This is a genomic window from Lachnoclostridium sp. An138, from assembly GCF_002160765.1.
In the GTDB taxonomy this organism is placed as follows: Bacteria; Bacillota; Clostridia; order Lachnospirales; family Lachnospiraceae; genus Laedolimicola; species Laedolimicola faecalis.
Genome location: NZ_NFLF01000003.1, coordinates 1 through 17,240, shown reverse-complemented (window position 1 = coordinate 17,240; position 17,240 = coordinate 1). Strand labels below are relative to the sequence as shown.

14 protein-coding genes are annotated in these 17,240 nt (G+C 35.8%); all 14 read right to left on the bottom strand.

Going from position 1 to position 17,240, the window contains the following annotated elements:
* Window positions 1-2: 2 nt before the first annotated feature.
* Window positions 3-887, bottom strand: coding sequence for a glycosyltransferase family 2 protein (locus B5E82_RS03225; RefSeq protein ID WP_087305959.1), 885 nt, complete (start codon window positions 885-887; stop codon window positions 3-5).
* Window positions 888-923: 36 nt separating this feature from the next.
* Complete coding sequence (locus B5E82_RS03220) at window positions 924-2,387, bottom strand: oligosaccharide flippase family protein (protein WP_087305958.1); 1,464 nt, start codon at window positions 2,385-2,387, stop codon at window positions 924-926.
* A gap of 27 nt (window positions 2,388-2,414) precedes the next feature.
* Window positions 2,415-3,611, bottom strand: coding sequence for an O-antigen ligase family protein (locus tag B5E82_RS03215; protein WP_087305957.1), 1,197 nt, complete (start codon window positions 3,609-3,611; stop codon window positions 2,415-2,417).
* 53 nt (window positions 3,612-3,664) lie between these two features.
* Complete coding sequence (locus tag B5E82_RS03210) at window positions 3,665-4,807, bottom strand: glycosyltransferase (RefSeq protein ID WP_087305956.1); 1,143 nt, start codon at window positions 4,805-4,807, stop codon at window positions 3,665-3,667.
* 3 nt (window positions 4,808-4,810) lie between these two features.
* Window positions 4,811-5,977, bottom strand: coding sequence for a glycosyltransferase (locus B5E82_RS03205; protein WP_162610691.1), 1,167 nt, complete (start codon window positions 5,975-5,977; stop codon window positions 4,811-4,813).
* Window position 5,978: 1 nt separating this feature from the next.
* Complete coding sequence (locus B5E82_RS03200; protein ID WP_087305954.1) at window positions 5,979-7,169, bottom strand: glycosyltransferase family 4 protein; 1,191 nt, start codon at window positions 7,167-7,169, stop codon at window positions 5,979-5,981.
* 64 nt (window positions 7,170-7,233) lie between these two features.
* A complete protein-coding gene (locus tag B5E82_RS03195; protein WP_087305953.1) occupies window positions 7,234-8,490 on the bottom strand; it encodes an acetyl-CoA acetyltransferase in 1,257 nt (418 codons plus the stop codon).
* Window positions 8,491-8,513: 23 nt separating this feature from the next.
* Window positions 8,514-9,845: a 3-hydroxyacyl-CoA dehydrogenase family protein gene (locus B5E82_RS03190; RefSeq protein ID WP_087305952.1), complete on the bottom strand. Its 1,332-nt coding sequence runs from the start codon at window positions 9,843-9,845 to the stop codon at window positions 8,514-8,516.
* 12 nt (window positions 9,846-9,857) lie between these two features.
* Window positions 9,858-10,514 (bottom strand): acetyltransferase, encoded by a 657-nt coding sequence (locus B5E82_RS03185; RefSeq protein ID WP_087305951.1) that lies wholly within the window; start codon window positions 10,512-10,514, stop codon window positions 9,858-9,860.
* Between the two features lie 20 nt (window positions 10,515-10,534).
* Complete coding sequence (locus B5E82_RS03180) at window positions 10,535-11,200, bottom strand: sugar transferase (protein WP_087305950.1); 666 nt, start codon at window positions 11,198-11,200, stop codon at window positions 10,535-10,537.
* Between the two features lie 2 nt (window positions 11,201-11,202).
* A complete protein-coding gene (locus B5E82_RS03175) occupies window positions 11,203-12,471 on the bottom strand; it encodes a DegT/DnrJ/EryC1/StrS family aminotransferase (protein WP_087305949.1) in 1,269 nt (422 codons plus the stop codon).
* A gap of 14 nt (window positions 12,472-12,485) precedes the next feature.
* On the bottom strand, window positions 12,486-12,992 hold the full coding sequence (gene loaP, locus B5E82_RS03170; protein ID WP_087305948.1) for an antiterminator LoaP: 507 nt from the start codon (window positions 12,990-12,992) through the stop codon (window positions 12,486-12,488).
* 395 nt (window positions 12,993-13,387) lie between these two features.
* The gene (locus tag B5E82_RS18405; protein WP_162610690.1) at window positions 13,388-15,790 is read right to left on the bottom strand and encodes a YecA family protein; all 2,403 of its coding nucleotides are present in this window, start codon (window positions 15,788-15,790) and stop codon (window positions 13,388-13,390) included.
* A 63-nt stretch (window positions 15,791-15,853) separates the two neighbouring features.
* Window positions 15,854-16,705 (bottom strand): hypothetical protein, encoded by an 852-nt coding sequence (locus B5E82_RS03160; RefSeq protein WP_087305946.1) that lies wholly within the window; start codon window positions 16,703-16,705, stop codon window positions 15,854-15,856.
* Window positions 16,706-17,240 lie beyond the last annotated feature (535 nt).

The following is a 17,240-nucleotide window of genomic DNA, read 5'->3' as shown; positions in this document are numbered from 1 at the left end:
TTTTATATACTTTTTACTAAATTAATAAATGGGCAGAATGCTTTTACAATTCTCCCTAGCAAAGTTACTTTTTTTACATGAGGTTTATCATTGCAACTACACATGTTATACGCATTCCAATATTTCCACCACATAATGATCCGTGTTTTAATAGTTACATTAATCTGAGGAAAAATTATTTCCAGATTCATGATATAATCATATAAATAACCTAACGCATTTTTTTCAAAATGTGTTCTATCCTTGGTTATTCCGTCCTCTAAATACTCTTTCACCAGTAATATTTCATTGTAACAATATAATTTGTATTTTATACCTATCTGATCAAATATATATGCTTCCGGAACAAATTTCGTATTTAAAGGTTCTGGAAATTTATATTTTTTTATAATAGCTGTTTTATTGGCTTCACAACAGTCAAGATATTTCAATTTTTGTCCGGAAAAAAAATGAAAATCAATATACGAAGACATATATGGAGATTCAGGAAAAGGCTCTCCAATTAATCTATTATTATTAATATCTACACATCGACACATAACACCTGAAACAGTATCGTCTTTTTCTATGTCTTTACATAACTCATGCATTTTTTCTAAGGCTCTTGGTAAAAAATAATCATCTGAATCACAAATAATAAAAAACAGTCCTTTTGCAAGTGCTATTCCTTTATTTAACGCAGTATGTTTTCCTCCATTATTTTTATAGAAATATACCAGATTTAATTTATCTTCAAAAGTCTTTACTACTTCAGCCCCGTTATCTACAGAGCCATCATCAATTACAAGAACTTCAAAATCTTGAAAAGATTGTTCTACCAAACTATTCAGAGTTCTTCCTATGGTGTTTTCTCTATTATACATAGGTATACAAATTGTAAAATACATTTTATGCTTTCCTCTCTATACTTTTATTATGCTATATCACCTTCTATTTCCAAGTATTATATGAAAATATCGCATCAATTCTTGTTTCAAAATTTTCAATAATAACGAAAAATAGTCTTTATAAAGACATCCTAATATAGCTGTAAACCCAATCAAATACATACAATTAGCAAAAAGTGTAACTGTTGTAAAGGTGTTTATAGCTGCATAAACAAAAAAAACGATTGTTATTATAAAAAATCTAAAAAGAGGAAATTTTATAAAATAGTATTTCCTTGATAATGCAGTACGAAGGCAAAAAAATAGCACATATGAAATTGCCGTGGCAAAAGCAGCCCCTTCTGATGAATATAACGGTATTAACCACATGTTTAGAGCAACATTTGTCAAAGCTGAAATAGATGTGATTATAATATGAGCCCATGTTTTATTTTTAAAATTTATACCGTATACTGTTGTTTCCGATATTGTTGTCATAATTGGATTAAACAATAAAAATGGCACAACTGTAACTGCCAAACGATAATTTTCACCTAATAGTAACACTATAACATTCTTAAAACAGATAACTACTGCTCCTAACATAAACATTGCAACTGTTATGCAACCATTAGCTTGTATATAAAATCTCTTATCTTCAGGATCTTTCTCATATTGCTCCATCGCTATAGGCGCCCACAATAAACTAAATGTAGTTTGCACAATTGCACAAATCGATACAATGTTAGCCGCTGCAGAATAAATCCCAACATCTGTATAAGTCTTTAGGGCTTTAATCACCCATCTATCTGCTGCATTAAATATGTCTCCAGCAAGAGTAGCATATATAAATGGAAGTCCATATTTAATGAGATCTTTAGTTTTAACATCTATCCCAGAAGGTTTGGGAGCAAATATTTTCCATTCACTTTTTCCTAGCAATATACTTGCAAGAGATATAATTGTCTGAGCTCCTACAGTAGCTATTGTTAAAACTAAAAGATCTTGAAAATGCGTTTCAAATAATAATGCAAATAAAATAAGTAAATAAACTATTTTATTAAAAACAATTAGAAATGAATACTCTTTTCCCTTCTGTTCCATACGAAGGACTAATTGTCCAATTCTATTGACAATAGAAACTATGACATTGGCATACAATAATAAATATATATCCCAACTATTTCTTTCAAACAATTCTATTTTCTTGACAAATCCTAAGCTTAAAAATATTGCCAGCATAGCAACAATAATAGGGATTTTAACAACAGTGTAAGTTAAATATCTTTTGTATTCAATTCTCTCATCCTTATAATAAAATCTTACAAACGATTGATCCAGTCCTAGCATAACAACTGCCATTGCAACGTTTGTATACGTTGTAAATAGTGACCACTGTCCATAATCAGAGGGATCAACTAAACGAGTAATTATTGGTGTAGTAATAACACTGATCAATATATTAAAACAAGTTCCAACAAACATTGCTATACTATTCCCAATAACGGATTGTTTTTTCATTTTACCCTCCCTTTTATCCAAATCATTCTAATGCAATCTTTTTTCTTTAAAAAAAGCAGTTGCATAGCATATCGAAATAGAGATCCAAAAAATTCGGATTCTTTGAATATTACTCGAACTACATCCTAAAATTGGAAGCATTAGAGCAAATGCGAAAAAAAAAGGATTTAGGTTAACTCTTAAATCTGATTTTGCTTTAACAAATTTAAACAATGTAAAATAGACAAACCCTGAGAAAAGAATCAACCCAAAATCTCCCCAAAATTCAATGTACAAATTGTGTGGAGCATTACCCGTAATTTCTGCCAACATCATAGGTCCATACCCAAACATAAAATTACTTCCTATTAATGCAATATGTTCTGAGTATATTTTAAATCTATCCGGATCAATCATATAAATTAATGAACCTATTTTACCAGCAAGTCCAAGAAAAACAAAGCACCCTATTCCTAATACTAATAACAGGATTCCTGCATATTGTTTTAATAATTTCTGGCCACATGCACAAATAATCCATAATGCAAAAAAAAGAACTAAGCAGATATAGCTCGCCCTAGATTCCGTACGATAAGCCATATATCCAGCTAAAACAGAAATAATAATATAGAAACATTTTTTAATTTTATTACTTGTTAGTTTTACGCCAAGTATCTGCAAAATAATCCCCAAGCACAATAAAGTACAATAATCATTTTGATTATAAAAAGTTGCAAACACAAGCATATGATATTTCTCATAATTTGCTATTTCTACAAGATGGTTGCCTGTGCGAATTTCCCATATCGATATCAAAATACAAATAAGTAATATGATAGAAACGGTATCGATATATCGGATAATACGCCTTTGACTATTACAATTTACCAATAAAAAAAAAGCAACAATCACATTAAGGCATAATAAAATCATTCCATCCAATGAATCATTCCCCAGCAATATTTCTATTACAGCCTGAATTACTCCGTAAGAAAGCCAGACCAAAAGAAATACTTGCAAATTACGCACTGGCTGTTGTTTAGAAAAAAATCGTAAATTGCCCAAAACACCATCTATAATTAATGCTACTATAAACAATAAGCATCCCCAATATGACAATCTAACTCCCAAAATGCTGTGCTTATTACCCAATTCGATACATATCATCATAATACATAACGCTATAGACGAATACAGATTTATTCTATTTAACTGTTCATAATGAAACGACTTCGTCAATTTCATAAATCTTCAAACTCCTCATACGCATTAATCTATACAAAATTTCCTGTTGTTTACTATTCAAAAGTATTCTCGAATTGTTTAAATAATTCCATCTCTTTTTTTACCGTTGCCTCAAATCCACATTTTTTTTGTATAAAATCGCTGCATTTTTTTGAAAGTTCCACGAATTCTTGAGGATTATTAAGCAATCTATCTACTAGCTCTGTCATGTCCTTAACAGTCTTACAAATTAGTCTTCTATCATCTGGAAGAAATTCTGGTATAGCTGTATTGTATAATGTGATAGGAACTAACCCACTTGACATAGCCTCACACATCGATACCCCCTGTGCATCCTGTCGGGTCGGGCATAAAAACAATCCATTTTTTTGATGGTAACTAAGTATCTCAGCTCTATTCAAAAACCTATTCTCTAATTGAACATTTTTTAATTCTTTTAAAGGTTTTAAAATTTTATTATATAAGGCGCCTTTTCCAATAATTGTAAAATTAATTTTTTCAAAATATTCTCGTTTTTTTAGCTGCTCTATGCACTGCACTGACAAATCATTTGCATATTTACCTGTACTAAATGGTCTAATTGACAGTATTTGATAAACCTGCTCCTCCGATTTTTCCCTAAATTCAAAAAAACTAGAATTCACTATATTGGGAATTATTTTCCATTCGCATTTACCTTTACATTTCCAATTCTTTTCAGCCTTCTTTCTCATCCATTCAGACACGGTAACGAATGTAAAGTTATGATTTGAATTTATTATAAATTTCCTTATTTTACGTAGCATATACGTATTGTAAATAATATACTTACAAAAACCTGTTATATTTTTCAAATTCGAGAAAACACCTGGAAAAATTCGCTCATTCCATTTTAATGCTTCAACCCCATGTACAAAAAGCACGACATTTCTGGCATCCATTATTTTTTCCAATGCTGATATGATTTCAACAGAAAGAAAATGTACACATATTGTATTGTTAGGCTCCTCCATCAATTTATTTACCAAATCATTTTTATCACCAACTTGTACCTTAACATTCTCAAAAATATACTCTCTCTTTGCCTTCTTTGGGTTTAACACGAAAACTTCTGTTTCCATCCCATTTTTTTTATATTCCAAAACACGACTATGTATAAATCCATTTTCATACGGATGCTCTTCATCCTTATATGCATTTGTTATTATCTGTATCATATTCTATTTCTCCATATCATTTATACTTTCATTATATATTTTTTCATATCTATTAATTATTCTATTCCAATCAAACCTTTCAACAGAATTTACACATTTAGAAGACATACTATTATAATTATCAACTATCTTCTCTATAGCCTCCGCAATTTGTTCCGGTTCTGGTCTATCAATGAAACATCCCACTGTGTTTGGTTCAAAAAAATCGCTAACTCCCGTGTCCTTCACTCCAATTACTGGCAAACCTTGTGACATTGCTTCAATATAAGTCAAACCAAAGGTTTCTCCAGTTGATGGCATAACAAATATATCGTTTTTATTATAATACTCTTTAATACAATGCAAATCTGAAACAAATCCATAAAACTTAACAAATTTTTGAAGTTTTAAATCTGCCACTAATTCCTCCAATGTTGCACGCTCTTCTCCTTCCCCTAAAATATCCAAAGTTATATCTAATCCTTTTTTTCTTAATATATATACCGATTTTATCGTTTTATCTATATTCTTTTGTTTTTTCAGCCGACTCACTTGGATTATCCCTAACTTACTATGCTCTTGGATTCTTTTTCCAGAAGACGCTTTGTTATTTAACCAAAAATTATCTATACCATTCGGAATAACTTCCCCATATTCTTCAATATATTTAACATATCTGTTTTTATATAAATATCTTACTACGTCCTTTTTTAAGCTAGGACTAATAAAAACAATTTTTTCTGCATTCTTAAGTATCTTTCTTCCTATAGCTCTCAAATGTGGAAAATATTTTATGAAAATTACTATATCAGTTACTCTCACCGCTACAATGTAAGGTATTGCATATTTTTTATGAAGTAAATATGCTACTCCACCATCTGAAAAAAGAGAATGCGCATGTACAATCTGATAATCTTTTATATTTATTGTCTCAATTAATTCTCGAGTGTATTTATGAACTTTTTTTCTATAAAATACTCTATCCCAATCTTTTTTTATCGGTAATGGTATTGGATTTATACCTTGCTTTTTATACTTATCTATAATTTTCAACTCATTTACTGTATATTCACCTTTTTTATAAGGAATATATATCGACTGTTCAAATTCTCCCCTTTCTTTAATCATCGATAAAAATGGATAATAGAACTTATCCACTATTCCCGCAACACTTACATGCAAAATCTTCATATTATACCTCATTTATAATTCTTATGATTTTTTTATACGTTTTCTTTCTGTCAAACTTTTCTTCTGCACATTTTCTTGCATTACTCCCCATTTCTTTTCGCATATGCTCATCCTTTAAAAGGATTTCAATTTTATCCGCTAAATCATACTCATCATTATTTTTACAATTAATTCCCATTTTATAGACATTAACTAACTTGCGATATTCTACATTTTCTTGCGTATTAAGTACTGGAAGTCCACTTGCAGCATAATCTGCATGTTTATTTATAATACTTTGAGCTGCACCGCATGAGATCGGATTTACTACCATGTCACATTGGCAAAGCAATGCACACATTTTGTTATACGGAAGCATACCAGTAAAAGAAACATCTACTTCATTTTGTTTCGCAAGCTTCCGCAACTCTCTAGCTTTTGAACCTTCTCCCATAACTACAAATCGTGGAACCTCAATTCCTCTAGATTTTAATAATGCTAACGCTTTAATTACACATTCTATATCATAAGATTTTCCTAAAGTACCACAATACGCCAGCCACAACTCTCCCTCACGTTTTTTTATTATAGGGACTTCTTTGGCATTTTTATCAAAGATTTCCAATTCCGTACCTAAAAAGATACTATATCCATTCCTACATTTATTATTGACTTTTAATGCACGATTCACATATGTTTGTGATACTGCAAATATTTCATCTGCATTACTATAAATCGAATCTGCAAGATATTTAAAAGGTGCAAACAGTAGTTTACTCATCACTGGTACATTAAATACCATTTGAAAAGCCTCTGGCCATAAATCTTGAATATCAATAATAAAACGAATTTTATTTTTTTTACAATATAAACCTGCCTCATAAGAGGCTTTTAATGTTGGTACTGCACAATACACAATATCTGGTCTTTTTCTTTTTTTTAAATATTCAGCAACTTGTTTGCCCCAGATATAATGTCCTTTGAATCTGCTCAAGCTTACATTTTTTTTGTATCTGCCTTCATGTAGCATCGTAATTTTATAAGGGAAATCTGTAGGGGTAACTTTGAAATATTCTTTCATTCCATGATTAAAATCGCTTGTAACAATTTCTACTTTATGCTCTTTACATAGTAAATCTGCCAAGTATAAAAAACGACTATTGTCCTTTTTTTCAAAACTACCACAAAAATCTGCTAAAATAATTATATCCATAACAAATTCTCCCTTTATCGCTTGTTCAACAAGGCCTTCTACACATTTTTTGCGCTTTATATACCTACCTGCCCACTACATATACATAATTCGTAGTAGCAGTTCCTCCAATATTCAGCATCATAGCATTTTTCGGTATCTCTCCATCTTTTATCACCTGATACCTTCCAGCAGTTCCACTGACTTGTTTATAAAGATCCAGAAACATTCTCGCTCCGCTTGCTCCCACTGGATGACCGCATCCAATCAAACCTCCGCTTGGATTAATTGGTTTTGCACCATTAAAGTCAATAATCCCTTCCTCGATTGCCTCAAACTCTTTCCCTGGTTCAGTAATTCCAAATGCAGAAATTGCTGCATATTCAGAAGAAGTAAAACAGTCATGGGTTTCAAATACATCTATATCTTTTACTGTAAGAGAGCTTCTTTTGTATGCGTCTAATACTGTCTGTCTTGTCCAGGGTAACACATAAACACTGCTTTCATTATCCGCTATTTTTTTCTCAAAAAGCATCGGCGCGGTCCTGTGCCCGTATCCTTTAACGACAGGTGCTTCTTTTCTTCCTGTTTGTCTCAGTATTGTTTCATTCGCCAGTACTACAACTACTGCTCCGTCTGTAACCTGTGAACAATCAGATACGCCAAGCAGACCGCCTATTTCAGGGTTCGTCTCTGTACCTCTGTGACGCGCCTGCTCATAATCCATGAACCACTTCCTTGTCTGCGCCAACGGATTCCTTTTTGCGTTGCTGTAATTAATAACAGATATTCGGGCCAGATTATCCAGATAGCGTTCCTGGTTTAAATTATACTTTCTGATAGTTTCATCTGCCAGCTTTCCAAAAAGTTTAGGAAAAGGAAAAGAAATATCTTTTGCTTCCTTTTCATAGTAAGCAGCTCTACCCAGAATGTCACCGCATGTTTTTGAATCTACTGTCTTCATCAATTCCCAGCAAACTACCAGGACTACATCATAATCACCAGATTTGATTTTTGTAATCCCTGCATCCAAAGCGACGGAACCAGATGCACAGGCAGCTTCATATCTTGCAGAAGGTACTCCATAAAAAGCTGAATCTACCTCTGTCAATAATGCTCCCAGATGTCCCTGATTAATGTAATTTTCTCCAATAAAATTTCCTACACAGCAGGCAATCCGGTTTTTTCGGTTCAGTTTTTTAATATCTTCAAGGGAGAATCCCACATCCTCCAAGGCGTCATGAACTGCTTCTTTCAATAGGGCTATGACATTTTTCCCTTCTTTTGTCCAATTACGTTCAAAATCTGTCTGTGCGCCTCCAAGTATATATACTGCTTCCATTTATACTCTCCAATTATCCTGATTTATCGTTTTGCTCTTATAAATCTGCGAAAATCATATCTGGATGGCTCCGCCTTATTCAGTAACTGTTCTTGCCTGTCCTGACTTAACCAGAATGTATCTATTCGCTCCCTGCACAAAGCTTTTACCGTTTCTTTCCCGCCCAATGCCTCTATTAGAGCAAGCGGCGGACACCAGTTAAAGCCTGCTGCCATTACATCATCCGCCGCATGAATGTGATAACCCACAGTTTCTGCTGCATACAGCGAATAGAGGATATATCTCAACAACTCCTGCAGGCACAGTTCTGCTTCTGCAGAAAAATTATTCTCCAAAACATGAACTGCATCTTTATAATCTCCATCTTGTAAAAAAGAAATCATCTGTTCTACAAACGGAAATTTATAGTCCATAGTTTCTCTGTAATATCCATTCTCAATGTCATATACCTGATGAATTTTTACACCACTGTCATGTAAAACCGTTTTATATAAACCAGCACCTGCTTTTCTGCCAAGATGGCCTTTCCGGACAAGTTTTTCCGCATACTCAGGGAAGACAAAGGATTGGTTTGAAAAATCTTCTGTATTTTCATACAGATTATCCACAATCGCCTTGTGGACATCCAGTCCAACAAAATTAGCCGTTACCAGCGGTGCCATCGCTCTTCCAGTGAAAGGCCCCAGTATCGCGTCAATATAATCAATGCCCCCATTGTATTTATATTTTTCAGCAAGCTGCATTGCCTCATTAATAAATTGAAATCCGATTCGATTTCCCAGAAAAGCCGGAGAATCCTTTACTTCAACTGTTGTTCTGTGCAAAACATTTTTTGTATAATCAAAAACTTCAGAAAACAAGTCTCTGTCCGTTTCATTTGTCGCCGTCAGTTCACACAATGTCATCTGATATGGTGGATTAAAAAAGTGCATACCTATTACATGTGGACGGATTTCCTCACTGTACAACTGAGCAATGTTCGTAATAGACAATCCCGACGTTCCGGAACATACAATTTTGTTTAATGCTGCTTTTTTCGGTATATTTTTCAGTGCAACTGAAATCATCTGATGAATATTCTGCTTAATTTCCCAGTCTTCAGCACATGCTTCAAAAATCAAATCTGATTTTTCCACACATTCTTCCAACTGACTATAATCCCGCGGCTCCATCCGGTCTTTTACACTTTCCGCACGTACTGACTGATACGCTCTCCCTTTCGCCTGAATGGATTTTTCCAATGTTCTGCTCACCAGATATATGGTTGTATTTCCAAAAGAAGCAAAAATAGCTGCTATATTCCGCCCCATCGTCCCATTTGCACCTATTATGGTCACTGTTCTGATATCTAACACGGGCTCCTCCTGTCATTCTAAAAATTTGATGGGTTTCGCTGGACAGCCTACAGCTGTGCATTTATCTGGAACATCCCGAACAACCACAGCTCCAGCTCCAACGATACTTTCTTTCCCCACATTTTTACCCTGAATAATCTGCGTGCCTGTTCCAATTTCCACGCATTCTTCCAGCTTAACATTACCTGATACATTTACACTTGGATAGAGTGTCACATAATCACAGATACTGTCATCATGTCCAATAGTACAATCCAGATTAATAATCACATGAGAACCAATTGAGATATCTACTGTAATAATTGTTCCTGCACAGATAATTGTTCCATTTCCTATAGTAACTCGTTCGGAACAAATTACACTTGGATCGATTACCGTAGCAAATTTTATATTTGATCCCTGGCTCAGTTTTTCAACTACCCTTTTTCTGGTTTTTGACGCACCAATCGCGCATACTACCCAGACCTCTCTTGGAATATTCAGCAGATATTCGCTGTCTCCAACCACCAAATATCCATCCTTTAATGTTCCCTGTATAGATTTATCATCATCTATAAAACCTTTCAAATCCCAGACAGGATTCACGGCATTAATCCGTTCCACCAACCAGGCTACTTCCCGTCCAAAACCGCCTACACCAACTATATATAATTCTTTTAAATGTTCCATATTATCCCTTTCTCTATATTTTAGCCCGCCGTCCCTTTAAACTCTTCCATTGTCATAGATGTCTCTGAAGAAATCCCTTCCCTCTTTAACACAACAGCGACTGTTTCAAACAAAATTTTCAAATCTTCCAGAAAAGTGACATGCTGTACATACCACACATCCATCTCAAATTTCTTTTCCCAAGACACCTGATTTCTACCATGTACCTGTGCATATCCTGTTAATCCAGGGCGTACATCATGCCTGTGCCGCTGGAAAGAATTATAAAGAGGCAAATATTTGACAAGCAGAGGTCTGGGACCTATCAGAGAAAGGTCGCCTTTTAGAATGTTCCACAGCTCTGGCAGCTCATCCAGACTTGTGCTTCTAAGAAATTTTCCATAAGTTGTCAGCCTCTGTTCATCCGGTAGAAGATTTCCCTCCTTATCCTTCTCATTCGTCATAGTTCGAAACTTAATCAGGTTAAAAATCTTTCCATCTTTTCCCGGACGCTTTTGAGTAAAAAAGGGATTTCCCTTCATCTCAATAGTGCCAAATATAATGAGCAAAAGAAGAACTGGAGAAAGCACCAGTAATCCTATCAAAGACACAAATACATCCAAATATCTTTTTACGTATTTGGCATAAAGTCCATATCTGGGTTCTACAAATTTATTCTGCTGTTCTGTGTTGGCTTTTTTCTTCATTACTAATCAAAACACCTTTTGATAATCTCAATTACTGTATCCTGCTGCTCTACCGTCATCTTATTATCACTTGGCAGGCACAGGCCTCTCTGGAAGATATTCATTCCCACATCCAGCGGTCTTCCATCTGTCCCTTTTACGCCACCCGCAATATAAGCGTTTGTCTTCGCGCGCCCACTGCCTTCCCGAGTCACAAAACCATTCATTCGGTAAATCGGCTGCATATGCATCGGCTTCCAGATAGGCCGTCCCTCCGCATTATACTGTGCCAGTGTTTCCAAAATCTCTGTCGGACAGCTCTTTCCCGGCTCAGGTTTGTATAATACATCGCATTCTCCCCGAACCTGACGGCACATAGCTTCTTCTTCTATCAGAAGACAACTCAGCCAGAAATTAGGCTCGGAATTTTCCGCATCAAAAGGATTCATCTTTACAGGCAAATCCTTCAGTCCATCTCTGTACCGCTCATAAATAGCTTTTTTCTGAGCAATATGCTCTTCAAGAAATCCAAACTGGCCTCTTACAATTCCCGCAATCACATTACTCATCCGATAATTGTAGCCCAGTTCTTCATGTTGATACCAGGGAGCATTCTCTCTGGCCTGTGTAGACCATTTACGAACCTTCTCTGCCTCCTCCTTATCATCTGTCAGGAGCATCCCTCCGGAGGAACCGGTGATAATTTTATTTCCATTAAAAGAAATAGCACTCACGTCACCGAAAGTACCTGTCTGTCTCCCTTTGTATGTGGCTCCCAGCGACTCTGCTGCGTCTTCAATCAGAAGCGCTCCATGTCTGGCGCAGATAGAACGAATTTCATCTATTTTCCCCGGCGTTCCATACAGGTGTGCCGTCACAACCACCTTTACATTCGGATACAGCTCAAAAGCCTTTTCCAACGCAGCCGGGTCCATATTCCAGGTATCATATTCTGTATCAATAAAAACCGGAATACCGCCTTCATAGACCACTGGATTGACCGTCGCGTCAAATGTCATATCAGAGCAGAACACCCTATCTCCCGGCTTCACTCCGGCCAGCTTTACTGCCATATGAAGAGCCGCTGTTCCAGCAGACAATGCAACTGCATATTTACAGCCGATTTTCTCACAGGCCAGACGCTCTGCCTCATTAATATTCGCTCCTACAGTAGACATCCAGTTCGTCTCATATGCTTCTTTTACATATTCCAACTCAGGCCCATGCATAGTAGGCGAAGACAGCCATATCCTTGATTCAAACGGTTTGAATTGTTCTCTCTGACTAAACATCTTAAACGCTTCCTTTATTCCTTCCTTATAATCTCCAGCCCCGCCTGCAGTTCCACCGTTCTCCCAAACAGTTCCACCGTAAGCCAGGCCAGTCTCTTGTGCCGGTCTATCCGGTTTATTTTTCCTTCCAGTCCCTTCAAAGAGCCTTTTGTCACGATCACCTTGTCTCCCTGCATATACCCTTCTGAGAATTTCATCAGATGTTCTCTGCCGGAAAGTAATTCTACGCTCTCTATATCTTCCTCTGACATCGGCGTCCACTTTTCTCCTGTTCCCAAAAGTTTGGTCAGCTGCGGAATCCTCTTCAGCGCTTTATAGAGTTCTTCAGGATGGGCGCTTATGACAAAAAGATAACCCGGAAAAAGAAGGCTGCTCTCCATATGCCACTCTCCCAGGTACTTTCTTTTTCTCTCATAACGCGGCGCAAAGATCTCGTCAAAATACTCCTGTACCTGATAGCTTCTGGCCTCTTCCATGATTTGTTCTTCTCTGCCTGTCTGCACCTGAATCACATACCACATGCCTGTTCCTCCCTGTGTCTATGCACAATCTACAAAAGGGTATGCTTCGCCATTTCGCGCTCATGCCCGAATTCATAATAGGAAACAAAATAACCGCCCTTTTTCAGAACGCGGCAATGCGACGATTCTGAATGTCAGGTTTCTTGACTGGATGTTCTGAGTACTGTCAGCTTTCTGCCCGCCATATTTGCAGATTAAGCCGCATTACATCAGAAGCTTTTGGGGATAATTCTCCAAAAGGGCATAGTACACCCTTTATTTCCCGATTATCATAGCACAGTTTGCTGAAAAGGTAAACCTCTTTTCCGTTTTAGCCGTTTCATTTACAGTTTTTGCAAAACATATTTATCCTATTCCGAAACCCTTACAGCTTTTACCGAGTCATTATATCTCTCCTATTTAGACTTGCCGCAGCATTTTTTATATTTTCGGCCACTTCCACAAGGGCACATATCATTAGGATATATCTTTTTTCTGTGTTCTTTTTCCAATATCATTCTTACACGATTTTGAAAAATTTCTTCTGCCCTCTCCATTAACTGGCTGCTAACATATCCGTCTTTTTCTATATTATCCAAAGACAATTCTTTATAACTTACATCCATCAAAACATCCGCAACATCAAACGTAAGCAAAATGTACCAGTATTTCTTCTTGCCTACTTTAAGCATGTTAGCATACATATACTCCAACTGCTTTTCTTCACTTAACTCAGCAACGCCCGGCTGCTTAATAAAACAGCCATATGCTGCTTCTCCAAAGGCAATAAGTGGCGCCATATATTTTGTTTGTCTCTGTCTGTTTAGGACATAATCAATCTTCCCACTAAATTCATCTTTGGCATCCGTACTAAAGTTCAGCAAAAAGCTTGTAAAACTGACCTTATTAGGTAAAACTGATTTCTCGACAAAAGAAATGATCTCTTGTATCCTTTCAGGTATTTTCTGCATCGGTTTAATTGCTTCTATTTCTTCACAATGCAAAGATGCAAAATAGTAATCTAAGTCCTGACGATATCCACTTGCTGTAAATAATGTACATCCTTTGAATTCATTTACGTACTTACTGTAAACATTATGTGCTATATACATGCCCAGATGATCAAGTTCATCGCGCAGAGTTAATTGTTTTATTTTTGTCGCTTCTTTCCTTTGCTCCAAAAAATGCATAAAATACAGTGGTGATTCAAAATACTTTTCATAGATTTCCAAATCATCTATGCTTATTGCAATAGTGCCACTGTTAATCTTCAAAAAGTTAATTTTTTCAATCCCTGCTTCAAACGTGTTGAAATTATCGACTGTGACACAAAATGTATATACTTTATTAAACTGCTTTTTTTCAAAAGTTATTTTTTCTTTTTTGTCATGATCGTAAAAAACCGCCTGTTCATTTTCATTTATATACGCCAATGTTCTTTCACATTGGTATTCCGCCTTACCTATCAGAGCGTCAAATGATTTTTTATGAGCCGGTAAATCTGTTATTGCCGGCGTATACGTAAATGCCCCTGCTTTCACTTCAACAATAATTAAAACATCCTCATATAGAATCAACAAATCATTTTCATCCATTTGTTTTAATGAATGATTTTTAGGATAATAATTTCCTACGAAAGTTCTGCATCCTGGTAATATATTTTTAAATATGTTTTCCACCAATGTCTCACTTGCAAATTGCTGCCGTTTAGACCATTCTGTAACATATTCACTATCATGGCTTTTAATATCCTTTTGTATAACCCTGTAAATATTATCAAACAAACTGTAATAGTCGAAGCAATAACTATGTCCATTAATTTTTATAAACGGCTTTTTTTGAATAGGCAGGCCCATATTCGGCCATGCTGCAAATTCACCATTTTCAATAAATTCTTTGCATTCTCCCAGCTCATACGATAGACTATTGATTAACCTGTCATCCCAGTTTGTTACCTTCTTTACATCATATAAATCCACACCAAATAATTTATTCAACATTTCCGTTCTGTGTATATCCTTCCTGCTTTTCTCCAACAACTCCTCTATTTCACTATCGCTCTTTCCTTCTGCGTCATTTTGAAACTTTTCAAACTGCAAATAAAGCCTTTTTGCAGCATCTAATTTTGCTGATGATAAAGAATATTCAAGCTTTCTCAATCCCTCAATGAACTCAGAAGCAGAAGTCCCATAGATTTCTTCCATTATTTCAGAATGAGGTTTCATAAGAGCTTCTATATTGTTAAGCTGCTGAAACTGATACCTTTTTCCCCGCACATTACTCATTAACTGCCATTCAACAATATAATTGATATCCTCTTTTGACAACAAATCATTTTTCTGAAGTTCTTTAGCTCCCCAATAAGTATAAAAGGCCTGGATTTTTGTATATAATTCATCAATCTGTCGTATTATCTTTTCCATCAATTCAGTCTGATCTTCATCTTCGGAACAAGCATATTGGCTCTCTTGTGAAACCAAAATGCTCTGAATGAATTCAACAGACCGTAAAATATTAATCTCATCCCCGATCTCAAATTCTGAAACGACGTTAATAATCGTTGACATTCCTTTGTCAGCAGCGAACTGTAACAGGCGAAGAGGATTACACAAACTGATATTTTTCCTGATTTCCGCAATCAAATTATCAATTTCCATTTTTTTCTCATCATAATCGTCAGTCAGCTTCTCTCTATGCATATCCGCCTGTTCTTCTGACATATTATTTTTCAGGGTTACGACATTCCCTATTCTACCCAATTCAACTATTCCATCACTGAAATACTCATCATATTGAGTCTTACCTTTCCTCTTATCCATTTGAATCTTTCTCTCCATGTAATCTTTTATCGGAAAATTCCGTGATATGTTAAGCAAGTTTTCTTACCGAAACATGTCCGCAAAAGCACCTATGATCGTCTCCCAAAACCCCACAGGTTCTTTCGCTTTTCGCTCTAGTTTTTTATTTAATTTATCAATTTGAAGAATCAGAGACTTTTTACGGCTGCACAGCTCAGTATAGCCATTCACGTTTTTTTCAAGCCATAAAAAGATATAATCCACATATTCTCTCCATCCGATTTTAATTCCCTCCGGATAAATTCGGACTGAATAGTCTGCAGGATTTCCATCACAAGTAAATTCAATCGCGGTTAAAGCATCATCCTGCTTCTGCATCTGCTGAAACAATTTTTCCGTTTCTTCACGATTATATAAAAGACAATAGTTTTTCGGCCAGAATGTATTGCACCTTTTGGGATTAGCAGTCTCAAAATGCGCTTTCTCATCACCATTTTTTTGATATTTTTTGAAAATATATCCTTCTTTATATACTCCCATATTCGAAATGAACGCTGCATGAATTTCCGGTATATGTTTCATAAGCTCATATGAATAATTCACAATCTGTAATTCTAAACTCAAGGCATTATCTGCAATTTTTTTCTTAATAAAAAGAAGATCCCCTGTTCTTTTGAGTTCCTTAACAGGAGGATAATATTCTATGGAGTACAAACCTCGCTCAACTTTTTTATAACTCTCCCAGGATTTAGGACGATCATATTGCAGACTCTCTTTAAGTTCAGAAAAATGGCTATATAAATTTTTGTACAAATTCTGCAATTTTGCGCGATCCGTCTGGTTCTTCCCCGATTTCAAACCAAGGACAAAAGTCAAAAAACTCACAATCAAGCTAGTTGCAAGGCTTAGTAATACTGTTTGCCATGTTTGTGACATATTTCATTCCTCTCTATTCTATCCATCGTTTTGTGGATTGCTTTCAAAGTGTCCTCATTGATATATGACGCAAGATTCTGAACCTTTCTGTCTGTTCTGTTTGCTTTTGCGATATTGTACTGTATTCCAAGCAACTCGTTCACCATGTTCATCAGCTCTCTTTCGTCTGCGTAGTTTCTTATCACTTGAAGCTATAAAATGCACAGCCCTTTTCTCCATCTGCTTTCACAAACTTCTTCGATACTATGGCTGCGTCGGACTTCCTGCCATCCATTTGGATTCCTGACGCATTTCTTTGTTTTGGTTTCCATACCTTTTCTGAGGAGATGACAGGAGCTCAGCTGTTCCGATAACATACTTTTCATCAGCCTCGCCAAGCTCTCAGACTGGGGGATGCCGTCATGCCCTCGCCCTGCCTGATTATTCCGGGGCTCTTTGAGCCACCTGTCCGAACTTTGAGAGCCACCATTCCGGAGAATGAGAGCCACATATTCCGGTAATTCAGAGCCACTTTACAGGCTCTATTACATAAATT

What these genes read in the sequence shown, in the direction of transcription:
- B5E82_RS03225 (WP_087305959.1), bottom strand. Translation starts at nt 887, where the DNA reads ATGTATTTTACAATTTGTATACCTATGTATAATAGAGAAAACACCATA.
- B5E82_RS03220 (WP_087305958.1), bottom strand. Translation starts at nt 2,387, where the DNA reads ATGAAAAAACAATCCGTTATTGGGAATAGTATAGCAATGTTTGTTGGA.
- B5E82_RS03215 (WP_087305957.1), bottom strand. Translation starts at nt 3,611, where the DNA reads ATGAAATTGACGAAGTCGTTTCATTATGAACAGTTAAATAGAATAAAT.
- B5E82_RS03210 (WP_087305956.1), bottom strand. Translation starts at nt 4,807, where the DNA reads ATGATACAGATAATAACAAATGCATATAAGGATGAAGAGCATCCGTAT.
- B5E82_RS03205 (WP_162610691.1), bottom strand. Translation starts at nt 5,977, where the DNA reads ATGAAGATTTTGCATGTAAGTGTTGCGGGAATAGTGGATAAGTTCTAT.
- B5E82_RS03200 (WP_087305954.1), bottom strand. Translation starts at nt 7,169, where the DNA reads ATGGATATAATTATTTTAGCAGATTTTTGTGGTAGTTTTGAAAAAAAG.
- B5E82_RS03195 (WP_087305953.1), bottom strand. Translation starts at nt 8,490, where the DNA reads ATGGAAGCAGTATATATACTTGGAGGCGCACAGACAGATTTTGAACGT.
- B5E82_RS03185 (WP_087305951.1), bottom strand. Translation starts at nt 10,514, where the DNA reads ATGGAACATTTAAAAGAATTATATATAGTTGGTGTAGGCGGTTTTGGA.
- B5E82_RS03180 (WP_087305950.1), bottom strand. Translation starts at nt 11,200, where the DNA reads ATGAAGAAAAAAGCCAACACAGAACAGCAGAATAAATTTGTAGAACCC.
- B5E82_RS03175 (WP_087305949.1), bottom strand. Translation starts at nt 12,471, where the DNA reads ATGTTTAGTCAGAGAGAACAATTCAAACCGTTTGAATCAAGGATATGG.
- loaP (WP_087305948.1), bottom strand. Translation starts at nt 12,992, where the DNA reads ATGTGGTATGTGATTCAGGTGCAGACAGGCAGAGAAGAACAAATCATG.
- B5E82_RS18405 (WP_162610690.1), bottom strand. Translation starts at nt 15,790, where the DNA reads ATGGATAAGAGGAAAGGTAAGACTCAATATGATGAGTATTTCAGTGAT.
- B5E82_RS03160 (WP_087305946.1), bottom strand. Translation starts at nt 16,705, where the DNA reads ATGTCACAAACATGGCAAACAGTATTACTAAGCCTTGCAACTAGCTTG.